Origin of the sequence: Nonomuraea sp. NPDC050383 (genome assembly GCF_044459125.1) — a bacterium.
In the GTDB taxonomy this organism is placed as follows: domain Bacteria; phylum Actinomycetota; class Actinomycetes; order Streptosporangiales; family Streptosporangiaceae; genus Nonomuraea.
Genome location: NZ_JBITIP010000027.1, coordinates 79498 through 97972, shown reverse-complemented (window position 1 = coordinate 97972; position 18475 = coordinate 79498). Strand labels below are relative to the sequence as shown.

At 71.4% G+C, this 18475-nt stretch carries 16 protein-coding genes and 3 tRNA genes; 12 read left to right on the top strand and 7 right to left on the bottom strand.

Annotation, left to right across the window (positions count from 1 at the left end; translation table 11 throughout):
- The first annotated feature begins 178 nt into the window (after positions 1-178).
- Both ACIBG4_RS39640 and cimA read left to right on the top strand, forming a co-directional pair.
- Complete coding sequence (locus ACIBG4_RS39640) at positions 179-823, top strand: DsbA family protein (RefSeq protein WP_397207439.1); 645 nt, start codon at positions 179-181, stop codon at positions 821-823.
- 183 nt (positions 824-1006) lie between these two features.
- Positions 1007-2584 carry a citramalate synthase gene (gene cimA / locus ACIBG4_RS39635; protein WP_355448588.1) on the top strand — a complete coding sequence of 526 codons (1578 nt, stop codon included), beginning with the start codon at positions 1007-1009 and terminating at the stop codon, positions 2582-2584.
- Between the two features lie 72 nt (positions 2585-2656).
- Here the strand turns inward: cimA and ACIBG4_RS39630 are convergent, their stop codons facing one another.
- On the bottom strand, positions 2657-4309 hold the full coding sequence (locus ACIBG4_RS39630; RefSeq protein WP_397207437.1) for a heparinase II/III family protein: 1653 nt from the start codon (positions 4307-4309) through the stop codon (positions 2657-2659).
- 160 nt (positions 4310-4469) lie between these two features.
- Here ACIBG4_RS39630 and ACIBG4_RS39625 point away from each other — a divergent pair, with 160 nt between their 5' ends.
- Positions 4470-5882: a hypothetical protein gene (locus ACIBG4_RS39625; RefSeq protein WP_397207435.1), complete on the top strand. Its 1413-nt coding sequence runs from the start codon at positions 4470-4472 to the stop codon at positions 5880-5882.
- Positions 5883-5896: 14 nt separating this feature from the next.
- Positions 5897-6493, top strand: coding sequence for an HD domain-containing protein (locus ACIBG4_RS39620; RefSeq protein WP_310708772.1), 597 nt, complete (start codon positions 5897-5899; stop codon positions 6491-6493).
- Positions 6494-6505: 12 nt separating this feature from the next.
- Here ACIBG4_RS39620 and ACIBG4_RS39615 read toward each other — a convergent pair whose 3' ends face one another.
- A complete protein-coding gene (locus tag ACIBG4_RS39615) occupies positions 6506-6877 on the bottom strand; it encodes an antibiotic biosynthesis monooxygenase family protein (protein WP_397207433.1) in 372 nt (123 codons plus the stop codon).
- A gap of 124 nt (positions 6878-7001) precedes the next feature.
- On the opposite strand from ACIBG4_RS39615, the gene ACIBG4_RS39610 reads away from it, so the two are divergent.
- Together ACIBG4_RS39610 and gltX are read left to right on the top strand one after the other, a co-directional pair.
- A complete protein-coding gene (locus ACIBG4_RS39610) occupies positions 7002-7778 on the top strand; it encodes a fumarylacetoacetate hydrolase family protein (protein WP_310708774.1) in 777 nt (258 codons plus the stop codon).
- The gene (gene gltX, locus ACIBG4_RS39605; RefSeq protein ID WP_355448578.1) at positions 7771-9144 is read left to right on the top strand and encodes a glutamate--tRNA ligase; all 1374 of its coding nucleotides are present in this window, start codon (positions 7771-7773) and stop codon (positions 9142-9144) included. The genes ACIBG4_RS39610 and gltX overlap by 8 nt, the downstream gene beginning before the upstream one ends.
- On the opposite strand, the gene ACIBG4_RS39600 is transcribed toward gltX, so the two are convergent.
- A complete protein-coding gene (locus tag ACIBG4_RS39600; RefSeq protein WP_397207430.1) occupies positions 9038-10291 on the bottom strand; it encodes an MATE family efflux transporter in 1254 nt (417 codons plus the stop codon). The genes gltX and ACIBG4_RS39600 overlap by 107 nt on opposite strands.
- A 55-nt stretch (positions 10292-10346) precedes the next feature.
- On the opposite strand from ACIBG4_RS39600, the gene ACIBG4_RS39595 reads away from it, so the two are divergent.
- Positions 10347-10895, top strand: coding sequence for a PadR family transcriptional regulator (locus ACIBG4_RS39595; RefSeq protein ID WP_397207428.1), 549 nt, complete (start codon positions 10347-10349; stop codon positions 10893-10895).
- Here the strand turns inward: ACIBG4_RS39595 and ACIBG4_RS39590 are convergent.
- Positions 10875-11207 carry a hypothetical protein gene (locus tag ACIBG4_RS39590; protein WP_397207426.1) on the bottom strand — a complete coding sequence of 111 codons (333 nt, stop codon included), beginning with the start codon at positions 11205-11207 and terminating at the stop codon, positions 10875-10877. The genes ACIBG4_RS39595 and ACIBG4_RS39590 overlap by 21 nt on opposite strands.
- A gap of 276 nt (positions 11208-11483) precedes the next feature.
- On the opposite strand from ACIBG4_RS39590, the gene ACIBG4_RS39585 reads away from it, so the two are divergent.
- A complete protein-coding gene (locus ACIBG4_RS39585) occupies positions 11484-12527 on the top strand; it encodes a serine hydrolase domain-containing protein (RefSeq protein WP_397207424.1) in 1044 nt (347 codons plus the stop codon).
- 132 nt (positions 12528-12659) lie between these two features.
- On the opposite strand, the gene ACIBG4_RS39580 is transcribed toward ACIBG4_RS39585, so the two are convergent.
- Positions 12660-14627: a M3 family metallopeptidase gene (locus ACIBG4_RS39580; protein ID WP_397207422.1), complete on the bottom strand. Its 1968-nt coding sequence runs from the start codon at positions 14625-14627 to the stop codon at positions 12660-12662.
- Between the two features lie 150 nt (positions 14628-14777).
- Between ACIBG4_RS39580 and ACIBG4_RS39575 the strand changes: the two genes are divergently transcribed.
- From ACIBG4_RS39575 to ACIBG4_RS39560, 4 genes are all read left to right on the top strand, one after another.
- Positions 14778-14849, top strand: a tRNA-Gln gene (locus ACIBG4_RS39575).
- Positions 14850-14950: 101 nt separating this feature from the next.
- On the top strand, positions 14951-15373 hold the full coding sequence (locus tag ACIBG4_RS39570) for a histidine kinase (RefSeq protein ID WP_397207420.1): 423 nt from the start codon (positions 14951-14953) through the stop codon (positions 15371-15373).
- Between the two features lie 47 nt (positions 15374-15420).
- Positions 15421-15496: transfer RNA gene (locus tag ACIBG4_RS39565), tRNA-Glu, on the top strand.
- Positions 15497-15516: 20 nt separating this feature from the next.
- A tRNA-Glu gene (locus ACIBG4_RS39560) sits at positions 15517-15589 on the top strand.
- Positions 15590-15790: 201 nt separating this feature from the next.
- Here ACIBG4_RS39560 and ACIBG4_RS39555 read toward each other — a convergent pair.
- Together ACIBG4_RS39555 and ACIBG4_RS39550 are read right to left on the bottom strand one after the other, a co-directional pair.
- Positions 15791-17524, bottom strand: coding sequence for a hypothetical protein (locus ACIBG4_RS39555; RefSeq protein ID WP_355448558.1), 1734 nt, complete (start codon positions 17522-17524; stop codon positions 15791-15793).
- A 58-nt stretch (positions 17525-17582) separates the two neighbouring features.
- Positions 17583-18299 carry an IclR family transcriptional regulator gene (locus ACIBG4_RS39550; RefSeq protein WP_310708783.1) on the bottom strand — a complete coding sequence of 239 codons (717 nt, stop codon included), beginning with the start codon at positions 18297-18299 and terminating at the stop codon, positions 17583-17585.
- Between the last annotated feature and the right edge of the window lie 176 nt (positions 18300-18475).

The following is an 18475-nucleotide window of genomic DNA, read 5'->3' as shown; positions in this document are numbered from 1 at the left end:
GGGCTGGACCCACCCGGTCCTCTTGCCCCCGCCCCCGCGCCCCCCCCCGGGGGCGGCCCCGGGCCCGTTTTTGCGGGGGCCCGCGCCGCCGTGATTACGGCCTCCCGGGATGCCCGGTTCGCGGCGTTCACAGGTGATTCCGGTAAGGTCGCCGCGACCGGATCGAGGGACGGGACGAATGACGAAGAGGGTGGCGGCCGTGCTGGCCGCCTTGGCGGTGCTGGCCGCGCTCGTGGTGTTCCAGACGAGCGGCGGCGACGGGTCGTCGCCGGGTGTGCGGCTGCTGCGGCAGGCCGACGGCAGCATGGTGCTGGCCGACACCAGTGCCACGGCGCCGGTGCTGGACCTGTACGAGGACTTCGACTGCCCGGTCTGCAAGGACCTGCACAGCCGGGTGGACGCCACGATGCGGCGCCTGGCGGCCGAAGGCAAGGTCAAGGTCGTCTACCACCCGATCACGATCTTCCAGGACGAGCCGATGCGCTCGAACTCCATCCGGGCCGCCGCCGCGGCGCGCTGCGTGCCCGAGGCCAACTGGCTGGCCTTCCGCGACGAGCTGTACGGCATGCAGCCCGCCCCGCACGGCGAGGCCTCCGGCTTCACGCTGGAGGAGCTGGTCAGGGCCGCCCGCCAGGCCGGCGCGTCGGTGGACCAGTGCGTCACCTCCCAGACGTACGCCGAGGACCACCTGAAGCAGAGCGCCAGAGTCCGTCTGGAGGGCACCCCCACGGTCGTGCTCGACGGGCGGCTGCTCGGTGACGAGGCGTTCGACCCCAAGGCCCTGGAGACGGCCATCACCGGAGGCACGGGCGTCACCGTGTGACTCTTTGTGTCCATAAGGTGAGACCGATGTGCCGAATGGTGAGTCCGTATGGCAGACTCCTAGGCACCATGTTCTACGGTCTGCTCATTATCGGCAGGCGCGCTGGCTGACGCAGGGACCGAGCCAGCGCGCAGACCTCTCACGCCCGTGAGGGGTCTTTTTGTTTTCCAGGGAGACGACACCATGGCCGACGACCGCTTCCACGTCTATGACACGACGCTGCGTGACGGCGCACAGCAGGAGGGGCTCAACCTCACCGTTGCCGACAAGCTCGCCGTCGCGCGCCATCTGGACGGGCTGGGCGTCGGCTTCATCGAAGGGGGATGGCCGGGCGCCAACCCCAAGGACACGGACTTCTTCAGGCGGGCCCAGACCGAGCTCGACCTGAAGCACGCGCAGCTCACCGCGTTCGGCGCGACCCGCCGGGCCGGTGTGAAGGCAGCCGACGACCCACTGGTGGCCGCACTGCGCGAATCCGGGGCGCCGGTGGTGACCCTTGTCGCCAAGAGTCACGACCGGCACGTCGATCTGGCCCTCCGCACGACGCTTGAGGAGAACCTCGCGATGATCCGCGACACGGTCTCCCATCTTCGCGCGGAGGGCCAGAGGGTCTTCCTCGACGCCGAGCACTTCTTCGACGGCTACCGGTCCAACCCCGCCTACGCGCTGGAGGTCCTCAGGACCGCCGCCGAGGCCGGCGCCGACGTCGTCGCCCTGTGCGACACCAACGGCGGCATGCTCCCCGACGAGCTGGCCGACATCGTCCACGCGGCCTCGCAGACCGGCGCCCGCGTCGGCATCCACTGCCACGACGACACCGGCTGCGCCGTCGCCAACACCCTGGCCGCCGTCCAGGCCGGCGCCACCCACGTGCAGGGCTGCGCCAACGGCTACGGCGAGCGCTCCGGCAACGCCAACCTGTTCACCGTGGTCGCCAACCTCCAGCTCAAGCGCGGTTTCGACCTCGTGCCGCCGCAGGCGCTGGCCGACATGACGCGCATCGCCCACGCCATCACCGAGGTCACCAACGTGACCCCCAACTCCCACGCCCCGTACGTCGGCACGTCGGCATTCGCGCACAAGGCCGGCCTGCACGCCAGCGCCATCAAGGTCGACCCCAACCTCTACCAGCACATCGACCCCGCCCAGGTGGGCAACGACATGCGGATGCTGGTCTCCGACATGGCGGGGCGCGCCTCGGTCGAGCTGAAGGGCCGCGAGCTGGGCTACGAGCTCACCCCGGAGCACACGAAGTCCCTGGTCGAGCGGGTCAAGGACCTGGAGTCGCAGGGCTTCACGTTCGAGGCGGCCGACGCCTCCTTCGAGCTGCTGCTGCGCGACACCGTCCAGGGGGAGCGGCGCCGCCACTTCGAGGTCGAGTCGTGGCGGGTGATCGTCGAGCGCACCAAGGGCGGCGACCTGGTCAGCGAGGCCACGGTCAAGCTGCACGCCAAGGGCGAGCGGATGGTCGCCACCGGCGAGGGCAACGGCCCCGTCAACGCGCTCGACCGGGCCGTGCGGCTCGCGCTGGAGCAGCTCTACCCGGAGCTGGCCAGGCTGGAGCTCATCGACTACAAGGTGCGCATCCTGGAGGGCACCCATGGCACGGGCGCCATCACCCGCGTGCTCATCACCTCCAGCGACGACACGGCCGAGTGGGCCACGGTCGGCGTCGCCGAGAACATCATCGACGCCTCCTGGCAGGCACTGGAGCAGGCCGTCACCTACAGCCTCCTCCGCGCGGGCCACGAGACCGGCTGAGACGTCCGGGGGTCTCCCGGCCCCCGGCCGTACGCCCGATCTCGGACCGATGCCCGTGGAGCGAGGCGGTGATCAGAGCAGGCGGGTCGAGAAGGACACGCCCTCGACCTTGACCTTGCCGCCCGAGCACGACACCTTCGGGTCGTCCGTGCCCGGCACGACGACCGTCAGCAGCGACGCGGTGGCGGGGGAGACGACGACGGCGGCCGGCTCCTTGGACAGGTAGGTCGGCGACACCCAGCCCAGCTTCCCGCCGCGCTCGACCCTCTGCCCGCCGACCGGGCGGCAGGAGGAGTCGAGCTGGAGCAGCGTGACCCGGAACTTGCCGTCTCCCAGCACCACCCGGCCGCCCTCGTTCGAGACGACCTTGAGCGACGGGGCGAACCTCCACAGGTTGCGCACCTTCGCGCCGCCCGCCGCCGTGTCGAGCACCGCCATCAGGTCCTGGCCGTGGTTGACGAGCACCGAGCGGGTGCGGGCCGTGCCGTACGCCTTGTCGGTCAGACGGAACGCCTGCCGGTCGTCGCCGATCGCCGACTTGGTGAGCTTGCTGGCCGTGCGCGGGCGGAAGCTCCTGCCGACGACCGTCGGGACGTTGTGCGCCTCGGGGGAGAGCGTCCAGTAGCGGTAGGCGCTCTTCTCGTAGGAGTGGAAGCCGGCGTCCATGAGGATGTCGCGGCCGTGCGCGTAGTAGGTCACGCCCAGGTGGTCCTCGTGGCCGTGGAACTTCAGGCCGGGGCCGAACCGGATCGAGTAGAAGGTGGAGTCCGGCTTGTTCCACGCCGTCCGGCCGTACACGTAGCCGGCGCGGTAGACCTTGACCTCCTGCTTGGGCGTGCCGGTGTCCACCCGGGGCTCGGTCTCGGCGCTGCCGTCGCCGAGGGGCACCATGTAGCCGTTGGGCATGGTGGAGTGGGCGATGAAGTCCTTCAGGGCGTCGGCCCGCTTGGAGATCTCGCCCGGCACCTTGCGCCCGCAGTCCTTCATGTTGGCGATGGCCACCTGGAGCCGGCCGTACACGTAGACGGCGTAGCGCGGAGCCTGCTCCATGAGCGCGCCCTGCGCGTCCACGTCGAGCTTGACGGTGCCGGTCAGGCGCCGGGAGGCCAGGCTCGCCCAGTCGGAGCGGCCGTAGCGGCAGCCGATGCCCATGAGCGCGATGTCCTGGTCCATCCCATGGTTGTGGCCCTTCTTGTAGAGCCTCGGGTCGGCCAGCAGCCGGGCGTGGTCGGCCAGGCTGTCCTTCAGCCAGGCGTCCTTGACGTGCATGCTCAGGCAGACCAGCGCCTGCGAGCGCAGGGAGACGGGGTGGTCCTTCCAGACGTACGACGCGGTGCCGCGGGCGCCGCGCCGGTTGTGGGCCACCCAGTCCTTGGTGATCTCCTTGGCCCGGTCGAGGTAGCGCTCCTCGCCGCTGTTCTCGTAGGCCACCACGAGCGTGCCCATCCAGCGCAGCGACTGGAAGACGAACTCCCAGGAGCGGTTCTTGTACGGGCTCGCCGCCCAGTTGATCCTGCTGCCGAGCTTGTACGGCGGCAGGCCGACCAGGGAGATCTCGCCCCGCATGACCTCGTCGGCCGTGGGCGTGGCGGGCAGCCAGTCGCCCTGGCACTGGGCGGTGCGCTTCACCTTCTCCGGCCCGGTGGCGGGGGTGTCGGCCCGCGCCGAGCCCGCCAACCCGCAGAGAAGGAGCAGGGAGGCAAGGGGGATCGCGAGGCGGCGCACGCCGGTTTCCTTCCGGGCCGTGAAGATGGGGGCGGAACATGCTGTCCGAATCGCGATCAACCGGTCAAGTCGGGTGGCTTGCCAGGTGCCAGATCGTTAGCGGCCCGATAGTTGTTCGTCCTTTGTATCCTGTTTGCTCGTCCGGAGGCAGAGGAGGCCGATGATGTCGTTGGTACGCCGGCACTGGCCGCTGCTCCTCGTCCTCGCCGCCGGGGTGGTGCTGCGCGGCCTCGCCCTGCTCGGCTACCGGCCGGCGATCTGGTTCTGGGCGGACTCCTTCGCCTACCTCAACGCCGCGCTCGACCTGCGCCCGCTGGAGTCGCGCACCTCCGGCTACTCGTTCTTCCTGTGGGCGCTGCGCCCGCTGGCGAGCGTCGAGGCGGTCGTGGTCGTGCAGCACCTGCTGGGGCTCGGCATCGGCGTCCTCGTGTACGCGCTGCTGCGCCGCCGCCTGCCCGGCTGGGCCGCCGCCCTGTTCGCCCTGCCGGTCCTCCTGGACGCGTACCAGATCCAGCTCGAACACATGATCATGGCGGATCTGCTGTTCGTGTTCCTCGTCATGGCGGCCGTCGCGCTGCTCCTGTGGCGGCCCCGTCCCACGGTGGCCACGGCCGCCGCGGCCGGGGTCCTGCTGGCCGCCGCCACGGTCACGCGGACCATCGGGCTGCCGCTGATCGCCGTCGTCGCTGTCGCGCTGCTGCTGCGCCGCGCCGGCTGGCGCTCCGTCGCCGCGCTCGCCGTGGCCGCCGCGATCCCGCTCGCCGGCTACGCCTCGTGGTTCGCCTCCGTCCACGGCACGTACCAGCTGAGCCGCGGCAACACGTTCCTGTGGGCGCGCACGCTCACCTTCGCCGACTGCGCGCGCATCCAGCCGGACCTGCCGCGCCTCTGCCCGAAAGAGCCGCTCGGGCAGCGCAGGCAGCCGCCCGAGTACATCTGGGACGCCGACTCGCCGATCAACGCGATCAAGGGCGGCAACGCCGCGCGCGACGAGGCCGCGGGCCGCTTCGCCCGGCAGGCGATCCTCGCCCAGCCGCTCGACTTCCTCGCCGCCGGGCTCGCCGACGCGGCCCACGTCTTCAGCTGGGAGCGCTGGGTGTACCCGGTGGACGGGGAGCAGAGCGCCTACTCCTTCCCCGAGCGGATCCCGCCGTTCAAGGACGTGCCCGCCTCCAAGGACCGCACCGCCGCCGAGATCACCACCGACTACCAGGGCGCCTCCGGCCAGACGGCGGTCGTCGAGCCGTACGCGGGCTGGATCCGCGGCTACCAGAGCCAGGGCTTCCTGCGCGGGCCGTTCCTCGGCGCGCTGCTCCTCGTCGGCCTGGCCGGGGTGGCGCTCAGGTGGCGGTCGCTGGGCGGCGCGGTGCTGCTGCCGTGGGCGGCCTCCGTGACGCTGCTCCTGCTGCCCGTGCTGATCGCCGCCTTCGACCACCGGTACGTGCTGCCCGCCGTACCCCTCGCCTGCCTCGCGGCGGGCCTGGCCGTCGCCCGCCGCACGCCGTCGCCCTCAGGCGGGGACGACGCGGCGACCCGCCGGCGGCCCGCTCAGCCGGTCGGGCGGACCGGCTGAGCCATGATGGCCTCATGAAGCTGAACGATCTGGTGATCCCCGACACCGCCGCCTGCCGCGGCGCGCTGGAGGTGGCGACCAGGTACCACTCGCCCTCGCTGCTCAACCACTCGGTCCGGGCCTACCTGTGGGCCGCCGCCCATGCCAGGAAGCACGGCATCGCCTTCGACGCGGAGCTGCTCTACGTCTCGGCCATGCTCCACGACCTCGGCCTGACCGCGGAGTTCGACAGCCACACCGTGCCGTTCGAGGAGGCGGGCGGGCACGTAGCCTGGGCCTTCTGCGCGGGCGCCGGCTGGTCGCGCGAGCGCAGGCAACGCGCCCTGGAGGTGATCGTCCGGCACATGTGGGACGAGGTGCCCCTGGCGGACGACCCCGAGGGACACCTGCTGGAGCTGTCCACCGGCATGGACATCTCCGGCCGGCGCACCGACGAGATCCCGCCCGACCTGCGGGAGGAGGTCCTCGGCCGCTACCCGCGGCTGGACATCGCGAAGGAGTTCGCCGCCTGCGTCACCGAGCAGGGCGAGCGCAAGCCGTCCAGCCTGGCGGGCGGGTTCGTCCGGTCGGGGATCGCCGAGCGGATCGCCCGCAACCCGCTCGACTCCTGACCCCGCGCTCTCCTACTTGGGGCCGGCGGTCTGGACGACCTCGAACGACCACAGCTCCGAGCCGGACGCCGCCGGACCATGCCCGTGGCCGTGCCCCTGACCGGCCCCCTGGCTCTGGTCACCGCCCTGCTGTCCGGCCTCGGCGGCGGCCTGGGCGTGACCGCGCTGGAACGCCTGCCCCTTCTGCCAGGCCTGGAAGTCCTCCTCGCTGCGCCAGCGCGTGTAGACGAGGTAGCGGTCGGTACCCTCCACCGGCCGCAGCAGCTCGAACCACTCGAACCCGTCGGAGGACTCCACCATCCCCGCCCGGTTGGAGAACCGGCGCTCCAGCTCTTCCCGCATCTCAGCGGGAACGTTCAGCACATTGATCTTCACGACGGACAACGCGACCCCTCTCGCGGCAGTCTCACCGCACCGGCCGCCCCGTCGCGAGCCGGTGCCGTTGCCAGGCTAACCCGCGCCCCCACCGGGGGACGGACCGGCTCGGCGGCGACGATAGCCTTGTCGGGTGCGTATAGCGAGGTTCTCCACAGGCGAAGGCGTCACGTTCGGCGTGGTAGAGGGCGGCCCGGGCGAGGAGTTCGTCTCCGCCATCTCCGGCCACCCGTTCGGCGAGGTCCAGTTCACCGGCGAGAGGTTCCCGCTCAGCCAGGTGAAGCTGCTCGCCCCCATGCTTCCGAGCAAGGTGGTGGCCATCGGCCGCAACTACGCCGAGCACGCCCGCGAGATGGGCAACGAGGTGCCGGACGAGCCGCTGATCTTCATGAAGCCGTCCACCTCCGTCATCGGCCACGGCGAGGCCGTCGCCTACCCCACCTCGCTGTCCCACCGGGTCGACTTCGAGGGCGAGCTGGCCGTGGTGATCGGCCGGCTGTGCCGCGAGGTGCCGGTCGAGCGGGTCAAGGACGTCATCTTCGGCTACACCTGCGCCAACGACGTGACGGCCCGCGACCTGCAGAAGCGCGACGTGCAGTTCACCCGCGCCAAGGGCTTCGACACGTTCTGCCCGCTGGGCCCGTGGATCCGCACCGACCTCGACCCGAGCGACCTCGCGCTCACCACGACGGTCAACGGCGAGGTGCGCCAGAGCGGCCGCACCAGCCAGCTCATCCATGACATCCCCGCGCTCGTCGCCTACGTCAGCGCGGTCATGACCCTGATCCCCGGCGACGTCATCCTGACCGGCACCCCGGCCGGGGTCGGCCCGGTCGAGATCGGCGACGAGGTCAGCGTCGGCATCGAAGGCATCGGCACTCTGACGAACAAGGTGGTCGCTCGTGACTGATCTCCGGGTGCGGTTCGCCCCGTCCCCCACCGGCATGTTCCACGTGGGCGGCGCCCGCACGGCGCTGTTCAACTGGGCGCTGGCCGAGCACGCGGGCGGCCGGTTCGTGCTGCGCGTCGAGGACACCGACGCCACCCGCAACCGGCCCGAGTGGACCGAGGGCATCATCTCGGCGCTCGACTGGATCGGCATCAACGGCACCAACCCGGCGTTCGAGGGCCCCTACTTCCAGTCGGCGTACGAGCCGCAGCACCGCGAGGCCGTGGCCAAGCTGCTGGCCGACGGCAAGGCGTACTACTGCGACTGCACCCGCGAGCAGCTCGTCGCCCGCACCGGCTCCGAGCACCGTGGCTACGACGGCCACTGCCGCGAACGCGGGCTGAGCGAGGGCGCGGTCCGCTTCCGCACCCCCGACGAGGGCGTCACCGTGGTCGACGACGTGATCCGGGGGCGGGTGGAGTTCCCCAACGACGCCCAGGAGGACTTCGTCATCGCCCGCACCGACGGCTCGCCCCTCTACGTGCTGGCCAACGCGGTCGACGACATCACCCAGGCCATCACCCACGTGGTGCGCGGCGAGGAGCACCTGGGCAACGCGGCCAAGCAGGAGCTCCTGTGGCCCGCGCTCGGCGCGACGCCGCCCGTGTGGGCGCACCTGCCGGTCATCGTCAACGAGCAGCGCAAGAAGCTGTCCAAGCGGCGCGACAAGGTGGCGCTGGAGGACTACCGCGAGGAGGGCTACCTGGCCGAGGCCATGGTCAACTACCTCATGCTGCTCGGCTGGGGCCCCGGCGACGACCGGGAGATCATGCCGTGGTCGGAGATGGTGCCGCTGTTCCGGCTGACGGACGTCAACAGCTCCAGCGCGTTCTTCGACGAGAAGAAGCTGCGCGCCTTCAACGGCGAGTACATCCGGGCGCTGCCGGTCCACGTCTTCGAGGAGCGCTGCTCGCCGTACCTCGACCCCGACTGGGACCGTGAGACCTTCAGCAAGGTCGCGGCGCTCGCCCAGACGCGCATCGCGGTGCTGTCGGAGATCCGGCAGAACGTCGACTTCCTCTTCCTCGACGAGCCGGTGTTCGACCAGGCGTCGTGGGACAAGGCGATGAAGAACGCCCCGGTGGAGATCCTCACCGGCTACCTGGAGCGCCTGGACGGGGTGAGCTGGGACCCCGAGTCGCTGAAGGAGGCGCTGGAGGAGGTCGGCGCCGCCCACGGCCTCAAGCTCGGCAAGGCGCAGGCCCCGGTCCGCGTCGCGATCACGGGCCGGACGGTCGGTCTGCCGCTGTTCGAGTCGATCGAGGTGCTCGGCCGCGAGCGCTCCCAGGACCGCCTCCGCGCGGCGCTAGCGCGCCTGCGAGGCTGACGGCCGCCCCGGCGGCCATCGCCAGCCACACCCCGGTGACGCCGGCGTACGCGCTCAGCCCGTACGCCAGCGGCACCTGCACGGCGAAGCCGGCCAGCGTGGCGGCGAGCAGCCGGCCGCCCCTGCCGCTCGCCTGGAGGACCCCGCCCACGGCGATGAGCCCGCCGAAGGGCACCAGGTAGAGCGTCATCCAGCGCAGGAAGCCCACGGCGGGCTCGACGTCGGCCGTGAAGAGCGCGGCGACGGGCGCCGCCACGACGTTCAGCGCCAGCGCCACGGCCGCGCCGGCGCCCAGCCCCAGCAGGAGGGGCGAGCCGGCGGGCTCGGAGCGCGCGGTACGGATCATCGCGGCCTGCCGCAGCGCGTAGAACACCATGACGCCGGCCAGCATGATCTTCTGCCCGATGCCGTACCCGGCCAGCTCCCGCGTCCCGAACCCGGCCACGAGGTCCACCAGCGCCATGCCCACGGCCGAGCGGGCGAGGAAGTCGCCGGACATGGGCAGCCCGGTCCGCACCACCTCCCACGCCGCGCGCCCGCCCGGTCCCCGCTCCGTGATGAGGTGGCGCGAGGTCACGAGGGCGAAGGCCAGGGTCACCAGCCTGGCCGCCACGGTCGCCAGCGCCGCGCCCTGGACGCCCATCCCGAGCCCGTAGACGAACAGCGGGTCGAGCGCGATGACGAGCACGTTGCAGATGATGGCGTGCCGCATCGGGCGCCGGGTGTTCCCCCGGCCCTTGAGGATGCCGTCCACGACGGTCTGCGCGAAGAACACGGGCAGCCCGCCCAGCGAGACCAGGAAGAACCCGGCCGTGAGCCGCCACTCGTCGGTGAACAGCGCCGCCAGCGGCTCGCGCAGCAGCACGCCGGGCACGGTGATCGCGGCCGACAGGACCGCCCACAGCGCCCAGCCGGCCCGGACCACCGGCGCGATGGGCACGCGCCCGTCGCGCCGGCCGACCAGCACCGTGACGCCCGTGGGGACCGCCAGGAACAGCCCGTAGGCCAGGTACTCGACGGTGGTGCCCACGGTCACGGCCGCGATCGCCCCCTCGCCGAGGCCGGAGACCCAGAGCAGGTCGATCAGCCCCACCGCCACGACCGCCGTCACCAGCTCCACGTACACGGGAACCGCCAGCCGGATCATCGTCTACCTCGATTCGTTGTATCTCGCTTAGAGGTATAACGGTACGATGCGGCCCATGGCAAGCGGAGGAGACCTCGCCCTGACGATCCTGGGCTTCCTGAACGAACGGCCGATGCACGGCTACGAGCTCAAGACCCGCCTCGCGGCGCTCTCCGGCCACCTGCGCCCGGTCAGCGACGGCGCCCTCTACCCGGCCATCTCACGGCTCGAAGCGGCGGGCCTCGTCGAGCGGCACGAGGAGGCGGGCGCGGCGGCCGCGCGCCGGCAGGTGCTCACCCTCACCCCGGCGGGCCGTGAGGAGCTGCTGGCCCGCCTCCGGGCCCCCTCGGACCTCCAGATCAGCGACCAGGCGCGGTTCTTCGTCCTGCTGACGTTCCTGTCGGCCCTGCCGGACCCGGCCGACCGCGCCGCCGTGCTCCGCCGCCGCCTCGCCTTCCTGGAGGCTCCGGCCAGCTTCTTCTACGAGGGCGGCCGGCCGGTGCGCGCGGAGGACGAGGCGGACCCGTACCGGCGGGGGATGCTGCTGGTCGCGCGGGCGATCAGCCGGGCGGAGAAGGAATGGCTCCGCGAGCAACTCGCGGACTCACCCGCCGACCCGGGCTGACCGCTCAGCCTCGCTGCCCCCCGGGCGATCCACGATCACCGACGACATCAGGGCCGTGCTGCACGCCGCGCCCTTGCGGGCGATGGGCTCGCCGCCGCGGCCGAACGGGAACGGGTCGCGCAGCCAGACCGTCCGGGTTCCCAGGTAACGGTAGGTGCCCGGATCGAGAATGTCGTACCCGCGCATGGGCCGCGCGTCATTGGCTCCCTCCAGCCACACGCCTAGCCCGCTGCGTCCGGCGGCGCTCGGATCGCGCTCCGAGCGCCGTATCAACTCGGCTTCGTCGACTCTGCCGGAATCTTCGGCGGTCACATGGTGCTCCCGTCGCTGCGCGTTGGTTCACCGGCTTTCGCCCGGGCGGCAGGCAGGAGTTCACGCTACGAGCTGTGATCTGCGTCACCGGCGGTGGGATCACGCCCGACCGGAAGCCGGCCGGCGCGGGTTCTCTCGCCGGGCGAGCGCCGCAATAGCAACCTCAGTTGACTATCTCGCGATTAGTCAACTACGGTTGCTCGCATGCCGGGCGGAGCCTCCATTTCGGGGGCCCGAGCCCTGCTCGCCGTAGCCCTGACTGCCGTAGGAGCCACCATGACCATCCCCGATGCCGCCGCAGCCGACCGCGACAGGGAGCACGCGGAGATCCAGCGTGCGCTCGACGAGGCCGTGGCCGGCGGTGGCGGGCCCGGCATCGTCGCCGATCTCAGAGACGGTCGCCGGGCACCGTGGTTCGGCACGGCCGGAGTGGCCGACATGGAGACCGGCCGCAAGCGGCGACCGGGTGAGCACTTCCGCATCGGAAGCATCACCAAGGCCTTCACCGGCACGGTGGTCCTCCAGCTGGCGGCCGAGTGCGAGCTGACCCTCGACGACACCGTGGCGGCGTGGCTGCCGGGGGTGGTGGAGGAGCACCTCGGCGCGGACGGCCGGAAGATCACCATCAGGCGGCTGCTCAACCACACCAGCGGGCTCCCCGACGCCGTCCCCGGCCAGGAGACCCCGCGCCCCGAGGAGCCCGGGAAGCGCTTCATCTACTCCAAGGTCAACTACAGCCTCGCCGGGATGATCGTCGAGAAGGCGACGGGCTCGACGCTCGCGAAGGAGATCGAGCGCCGCATCGCCCGCCCGCTGCACCTGACGGGAACGTATCTGCCGGAAAGCGATGAGAAGCTCCGCGACCCGCACGCTCGCCACTACTCGAAGTTCGACGAGACCGGCCAGGAAACGCCGATCCACGACGTGACCCAGATCGACACGAGCTGGGCCGGGGCCGCCGGAGGCATGATCTCGACGACCTCGGACCTGCACCGGTTCCTGCAGAGCCTGCTGCGCGGAGGTCTCCTTCCGCCGGCCCAGCAGAAGGAGATGTTCACCACCGTCTCGACGGAGGGAGCGGACTGGCTGCCGAACACCGGATACGGCCTCGGTATCTACGCGCAGCAGCTCCCGTGCGGGGTCACGCTCTGGGGCGGCGGCGGCTCCATCCAGGGCTCGACGTCATACGCCATGGGCGACCGGCACGGCACCCACATGCTGGTCAGCAACGTCAACGGCGACTGGAGCGACTACCTGAAGACCTTCACCCGGCTCTCGGAGACGTCCTTCTGCAGGCCGGCCTGGGCGACCAAGTCCTGAGTCGCTGCGGCGTGGAGGGCGGCCGCCGCCCCCGCGGGCCGGGCCCGGGGGTGTGAGGGACCGGGAGGTCCCTCACCGGGGGAGCGGGGGCCGTGCCCGACCCTCGCCCCCGTGCACGAGGCCCGGAGAGGGTCAGGTGAGGCCGCGGCGCTTCAGCAGCGGCTCGATGGACGCCTCGCGCCCGCGGAACTCGCGGAAGGCCGTCAGCGGGTCCGTGGCGCCGCCCCTCGACAGCAGCGTGCGCCGGAAGTGGTCGCCGTTCTCGCGCCTGAGCCCGCCGTTCTCCTTGAACCACTCGACGCTCTCCGCGTCGAGCACCTCGCTCCAGATGTAGGAGTAGTACCCGGCGCTGTAGCCGCCCGAGAAGATGTGCGCGAAGTAGTTGGTCCGGTAACGCGGCCGGACCGGCGGGAAGGCGATCTGGGCCGCCTCCAGGGCCGCCTGCTCGAACGCCTCGGCGTCCTCCACCGTCTGGCCGGGCTCCAGCTTGTGCCAGGCCCAGTCGAGCAGGGTGGCGGCGAGGTACTCGACCGTCATGAAGCCCTGGTTGAACTGCTCGGCCGCCTTCATCTTCGCCACGAGCTCGGCCGGCATCGGCTCGCCCGTCTCGTGGTGGCGGGCGTAGTTGGCCAGCACCTCGGGCCAGGTCCCCCACATCTCGTTGACCTGCGACGGGTACTCGACGAAGTCACGCGGCACGCTCGTCCCGGAGACCCGCGGGAAGCGCACCTCCGAGAACAGCCCGTGCAGCGCGTGCCCGAACTCGTGGAAGGCCGTGTTCACCTCGTCGTAGGTGAGCAGGGTCGGCCCGGAGGCGGGCTTGGTCAGGTTGAGGTTGTTGAGCACCACCGGCTTCTCGCCGAACAGCAGCGACTGGTTGACCAGGTTGTTCATCCAGGCGCCGCCCCGCTTGCCCTGCCGGGCGTACGGGTCGAGCGCGAACAGGCCGAGGGCGCCGCCGTCCTCGTTGAACACCTCGAAGACGCGCACGTCCTCGTGGTAGCCGCGCAGGTCCGGCCGCGGCGTGAACGTGATGCCGTACAGACGGGTGGCCGCGAAGAAGACGCCGTCGCGGAAGACGCGGTCCAGCTCGAAGTACGGCCGCATCGCGCTCGCGTCGAGGTCGTAGCGGGCCCGGCGCACCTTCTCGGCGTAGAACGACCAGTCCCACGGCTCGATCTCGAAGCCGGCCTGCTCGGCCAGCGCCTCCGCCTCCTTGCGGGCGTTGCGCACGGCCGGGCCGACGAGCTGGCCCAGCATCTCCTCGACCGCCTCGACGGTCTTGGCCGTCTGGTCGGCCACCTTGTACGCGGCGTGGCTCGGATAGCCGAGCAGCCGGGCCCGCTCGGCGCGCAGCGTCGCCGTGCGGATCGCCAGGTCGAAATTGGCCGGCGCCCGCTCCACGCTCAGCGTGTAGAGCCGGCGGCGCACGTCGCGGTCGGTGAGCTGGGCGAGGCCGGGCTGGTTGGTGAAGTTCAGCAGCGGCAGCACGTACGTGCCCTCGCGCTTCAGCGACGCGATCCGGTCCTCGTCGAACCCGTCGAGCTCCTTGGGGTCCTCCACCACGAGCGCGGACTCGGTGGAGGCGCGCATGAGGTTCTGGGCGAACTCGGTGGACAGCCGCGACAGCTCCTCGTTGAGCTCCCTGAGCCGCTCCTGCTCGGTCTCGGACAGGTCGGCGCCGGCCCGGACGAAGTCCTCGCGGTACTTCTCCAGCAGCCACGCCTCCTCGGGGTCCTCGGTGGTGACCTGCTTGACGCGGGCCCACAGGGCGCGGTTGAGGCGGATGGCGTCGCTGTGCTTGGCCAGCTCGGGAGAGATCCGCTTCTCGATCTCCATGATCCCGTCGGTCGAGGCGGACGCGGCGACCGAGAAGAACGCGGTGGCGGTGCGGTCGAGCAGCCGGCCGGAGCGTTCGAGCGCGGCGATCGTGTTGTCGAACGTCGGCGGCTCCTCGCTTCCCGCGATCGCGTCGACCTCGGCCAGCTGCTCGGCCATCCCGCGCTCGAACGCGGGTGGGTAGTGCTCCTCGCGGATGTCGGCGAAAGGCGGCAGTTGGTACGGCAGGGGACTGGGGGCGAACAAGGGGTTCTCGGCCAACGCTCGGGCTCCTCACGTGGTGTTTTGTCCCCCTCAGCTTGGCACGGGGAGAAGCCCGCCGGGTCTTCCGGGGGAATCGTTTTGGCACTGGCCCCAAGCTGGGCTATTCTTTCGGACGTCGCCGAACGCGCCCCCCGGGGCTCGGAGCGGTGGGGTATGGTGTAATTGGCAGCACGACTGATTCTGGTTCAGTTAGTCTAGGTTCGAGTCCTGGTACCCCAGCAGTGAGCAGCGGATGTCTCGGAAAACGAGGCGTCCGTTTTTCATTTCACCAGACTGCCGAGGATCGCGGCGATCCGCCGGTACGCCGCCGCGGTGGGCCCATGGGTAGCGATCGCCGGCTGATCGGCGAGTTGCGTACCGCCATGGCCGAGAACGCCGACCCGCACGCCCGCCTCCTTCGCCAGGCCAGGCACGCCGGCGTGCTCGACGAGCGGCAGCGGATGGCCGGTGAGATCCACGACACGGTCGCCCAGGGCCTCGTCCCGCTGATCGGGCCGCTCGACGCGGCTGCCCGAGCGGGTTCGCAGGGCCGCCGGCGGCACGCTGAGGCCCCCCGGAGGGGGCTGGAGGTGCTGCGGCTGGTCGCCGGGGGAGCGGCCAGCCGCGAGGCCGTGGCGGAGGCGTACCGCCGCGGACTGCTGGGCGACCGGCGCCGGCGGCCCGGGGCGGGCGCGGACCGGGACCCATGCCGCGATCTACCGGCGCGTGATCGCGGTTTGGTTGTGGTCTCCGGGGTGCGGTAGAGTTACGTCCGTCGCCGGGGCAGCCCGGCGGATCACTTGTGGGACATGGTCCCGTCGTCTAGTGGCCCAGGACGCCGCCCTCTCAAGGCGGTAGCGCCGGTTCGAATCCGGTCGGGACTACCACAGTCACACAAGTCAGCGAAGGTCCCGTCGTCTAGTGGCCCAGGACGCCGCCCTCTCAAGGCGGTAGCGCCGGTTCGAATCCGGTCGGGACTACGTTCTTTCTCGTTCACGCCCCGAGCGCCTCAGCGCCGGGGCGTTTTCGCGTCGGGCAGTAGCCTGCAGCCGGCCACGGTTCCGGTGATGGCCCATGGCGAGCGGCGGGTGCCGTTCTGGAGGCGTGTCCTCGACTGACAGCCGCGCGGACGGATGAGCGCTGTGGCCCGGGACCGCAGGCAGCGGTCCCGGGCACGGCGGCTAGGAGGCGTTGGAGCGGGCCTTGAACAGCGCCCGCCGGGCCGCCTTGGCGACCTGCTTGTCCGGATGCACCTGGGAGATCAGGTCCAGCAGCTCCTCCACGTGGGAGTGCGGGATCTTCCAGATCACTTCCAGGAGGTTGTTCAGCAGCTCCGGCCCGATGTCGCGCAGGCTGCTGACGAACTCCGACCGCCCGAGCCCGGCGGAGATGGTCCACATGTCCAGGATCAGCCAGTGGGTGTCGTCCTCGGTCGGCTCGGGCGCCCCCTCGATCTCCAGCTGGCTCAGGTGCGTGGCCGCGTACGGCCGCAGCGACGGCTCCTTGAGCGCGGCCTCCCAGGCCGGGATCGCGGCCTCGCCGAGCGTGCCCACGACGCTGGCGGCCTGGACCCGGATGAGCGCGTCGCTCTCGTCCTCGGCCGCCGCGTCGAGCAGCTCCTCGGCCGCCTTGGCCGGCTCTCGCAGCCGCATCCACGCGGCGAACTCGGCGTCGGCCTCCTCCTCGGGCAGCTCGGCGCTGAGCGCGAGCAGCTCGTGGGCGCTCATGGACTCGATGGCGGGCCGCGCGTCGATCTCGACGTCGGCGTCGTCCACCAGGTGGATGACGCCCTCGGTGCCGAGCGCCGTCAGGCTGAGCGTGCCGCCGGCGCCCTCGGCGGCGTCGAGGGCGACCATGCCGTAGCCGGTCAGCCAGTCGATCGCCGGGGCCAGCGGGTCGCCCGCCGCCTCCCACGCGTCGGAGCCCAGCTCGTCCAGGTCGGCCGCGGCCTCGGCCAGCTCCTGGCGCAGGCCGTCGAGCTCGCGCGCGCCGCCGGCCAGCAGCAGCCGCACCAGCACGCCCCGGGTGAGCCCCGACAGGGCCATGGTCAGGTCGTCGTCGGGCAGCTCCGGGTCGCCGTAGTCGACCGAGTGGAGGCCGAGCATCCAGGCGTCGAGCACGTCCTCGTCGTCGTCGAACGGCCACTCGGACGTGTCGTCCTGGACCGCCACCGTGTTGCCCTCGCCCGGCTCGAGGAACTCCAGGTCGACGGCGAGGTTCCAGACGTTCCAGAGCTGGGGGACGGCCTCGGCGAGCGAGCCGTCGGTCTCCGGCCTGGCCAGGCCGACGGCGGCCAGCGCCTCCTCGACCTCGGCGTCGGACAGCAGGGTGTCCTCGCCGACGCGGCGGCCCGAGCCGACCCACAGGGCCAGGTCGCGGGCCTTGGCGATCAGCGGCACCTCGCGGGCGGCGGCGGCCAGCTCGGAGTCGGGCCGCAGCCGGATCGTGGGCAGGGCGGCGAGCTCGTCGGCGAACGGCTCGAAGTCTCCCAGATCGCTGGTCTCCTCCTCGTCCTCGTCCCCGCCCTCGGAGTCGTCGAGGAGCTCCTCCATGAGCTCGACGAACTCGTCCTCGACGTCGTCGAGCTCCTCCCGCAGGCCGTCCAGGGTGTCGGAGCCCTGGGTCAGCCTCCCGGTCTCGGAGAGGAAGGTGAGGTAGGCGTCCACGGCCGGCAGCATCCCGTCGGCCGCGGCGTCGGGGTCCTCCACGACCTTCGGCATGCGGTCCAGCAGGAGGTTGCGCAGGTCAGGGCGCTTCCACGTGCCGAGGTCGCTGGAGAAGGCGAGACGGTGCCACAGGGCGGCGGGCCCGACGAGCTCGGGGTCGCTGTCGGGCGCGTTGACACGTGCCCACATGATGAACTCTTCGAGCAGGGGTCGCAGCTCAGTGGCGGCTACCTCGATGCGATCTGTCACGCACTCAGGCTAGTGCGCCAGCGGCGCACTCGGCCCCCCAAATGCGTGCTTTTGCTGATCATGACGTGCGGCGCATCGATTCGGTGATCCGCTCGGCGGCGGCCATCACGGGTACGGCGTGCAACCGCCCGGGGGCCCGGGTGAGCCGCTCGATGGGGCCCGAGACCGACACCGCGGCGATGACCTTGCCGCCGCTGCCCCTTATGGGCGCAGAAACGCTCGCCACGCCCTGCTCGCGCTCGCCCACGCTGTGCGCCCAGCCCCGGCGTCGCACCGACGCGAGCGTCGCCGCGGTGAACTTGGCGCCGCGCAGGCCGCGGTGCAGCCGGTCCGGCTCCTCCCAGGCCAGCAGGATCTGCGCCGCCGAGCCCGCCGTCATGGGCAGCGCCGATCCCACGGGCACGGTGTCACGCAGGCCGCTGGAGCGTTCGGCGGCGGCCACGCACACGCGTTCGTCACCCTGGCGGCGATAGAGCTGCGCGCTCTCGCCCGTCAGATCCCGCAGGTGCATCAGCACCGGCGAGGCCACCGCGAGCAGCCGGTCCTCGCCGGCGGCCGTGGACAACTCCGAGAGACGCGGACCCAGGACGAACCTGCCCTGTGTGTCACGGCTCACAATGCGGTGGTGTTCGAGCGCGACGGCGAGCCGATGCGCGGTGGGGCGGGCCAATCCGGTGGCCTGAACGAGCTGCGCCAGCGACGCCGGGCCGGCTTCGAGGGCATTGAGCACAAGAACGGCCTTGTCGAGTACTCCGACTCCGCTAGAGTTGTCCATAGGCCGATACTGCCGTCTCGACATATGAGAAGGCAAGTCGGAGCGAAGCCATCAGGCGAGGGAGCGCCGGTCTCTGGACTGAGGAGCGAAGGGAGCGAAGCGACCGGAGCGACGAGGGAAGAGACCGGACGTGAGCGACCGAGCCGCGATGCGGAGCATCGCCACAAGCAGGCGAG

Excerpts from the sequence above, each read along its gene's own strand:
- ACIBG4_RS39640 (WP_397207439.1), top strand. The coding sequence starts at position 179 with ATGACGAAGAGGGTGGCGGCCGTGCTGGCCGCCTTGGCGGTGCTGGCC.
- cimA (WP_355448588.1), top strand. The coding sequence starts at position 1,007 with ATGGCCGACGACCGCTTCCACGTCTATGACACGACGCTGCGTGACGGC.
- ACIBG4_RS39625 (WP_397207435.1), top strand. The coding sequence starts at position 4,470 with ATGATGTCGTTGGTACGCCGGCACTGGCCGCTGCTCCTCGTCCTCGCC.
- ACIBG4_RS39620 (WP_310708772.1), top strand. The coding sequence starts at position 5,897 with ATGAAGCTGAACGATCTGGTGATCCCCGACACCGCCGCCTGCCGCGGC.
- ACIBG4_RS39600 (WP_397207430.1), bottom strand. The coding sequence starts at position 10,291 with ATGATCCGGCTGGCGGTTCCCGTGTACGTGGAGCTGGTGACGGCGGTC.
- ACIBG4_RS39595 (WP_397207428.1), top strand. The coding sequence starts at position 10,347 with ATGGCAAGCGGAGGAGACCTCGCCCTGACGATCCTGGGCTTCCTGAAC.
- ACIBG4_RS39585 (WP_397207424.1), top strand. The coding sequence starts at position 11,484 with ATGACCATCCCCGATGCCGCCGCAGCCGACCGCGACAGGGAGCACGCG.
- ACIBG4_RS39570 (WP_397207420.1), top strand. The coding sequence starts at position 14,951 with ATGGGTAGCGATCGCCGGCTGATCGGCGAGTTGCGTACCGCCATGGCC.
- ACIBG4_RS39550 (WP_310708783.1), bottom strand. The coding sequence starts at position 18,299 with ATGGACAACTCTAGCGGAGTCGGAGTACTCGACAAGGCCGTTCTTGTG.